Raw genomic sequence first — 903 nt, 5'->3', positions numbered from 1 at the left:
GCCTATTGCCGCATCTCCAGTTACCTGCAGACCATGGCAAATCAGGGATACAATCCGCTGGTCGCCATTCAAATGGCCTTTTCGGGACAGCTCTATGCTGATAGGGGTGAGTAGTTACACTTGGTAAACCACCGCCTCTGGCGGTGAGACACGAAAAGGTTCTGCCGTACCGGCGTGCGGAGTAAGAAAATGGCCTCCTTTGAACCGGCAAGTTCTGTAGGAGGCCATTATGAGAGACTGGCAAAGCCAAGCTCACGTGAAGCATTATTGCAAATATCATGTAGTGTTTGTTCCGAAGTATCGAAGGAAATCGATTTACGGAATGCTGAGGAAAGAAATAGGAGGGATATTGAGGGAGTTGTATCGTCAGCAGGGTGTTGAATTGATAGAGGGTTACGCCAGCGTGACCACATTCACATGCTGTTGATGATCCCCCCAAATACAGTGTGGCAAACACCATCGGTTTTCTGAAAGGTAAATCAGCCATACGGATATTCAGGGAATATCTGCAGGTCAAAAGGAATTTTACGGGTCGACATTTTTGGGCGCGAGGCTATTGTGTCAGTACAGTTGGCTTAGATGAGCAGATGATACGGACGTACATAAAGAATCAGGAACGGGAAGAGAAGCGCCAAGAGCAGTTAAGGTTGGCGGGACTCTGACAATAGCCCCCTCCGGGGGCTTTCATCATACTACCCGCTCTGCGGGTAGTATTTGATTACTACAAATTGTCGTACTTTTCAGGCTCATGTCGGGAAGATGGTTGCACAGAAGACTAAAAAGTAAGCGCCCAAGAATCCACACCTGTTTTCCCGACCTGACCCCGTGCAGACTTTCTCCTGAAATTTCACGACACAGGAGAAATCGATGGACATGTCTGATGCCACCGAAGGCGCGTCATTC

1 pseudogene is annotated in these 903 nt (G+C 48.6%); it reads left to right on the top strand.

What is annotated here, in order from left to right:
• Window positions 1–229: 229 nt before the first annotated feature.
• Window positions 230–662: pseudogene (gene tnpA / locus ACOCD2_RS22485) on the top strand (IS200/IS605 family transposase).
• Window positions 663–903: the final 241 nt, after the last annotated feature.

The sequence above is a fragment of the Thiolapillus sp. genome (assembly GCF_048562965.1).
In the GTDB taxonomy this organism is placed as follows: domain Bacteria; phylum Pseudomonadota; class Gammaproteobacteria; order Chromatiales; family Chromatiaceae; genus Thiolapillus; species Thiolapillus brandeum_A.
Note: the sequence above shows the minus strand (reverse complement) of the source record. Positions and strands in the feature narration are given on the sequence as shown.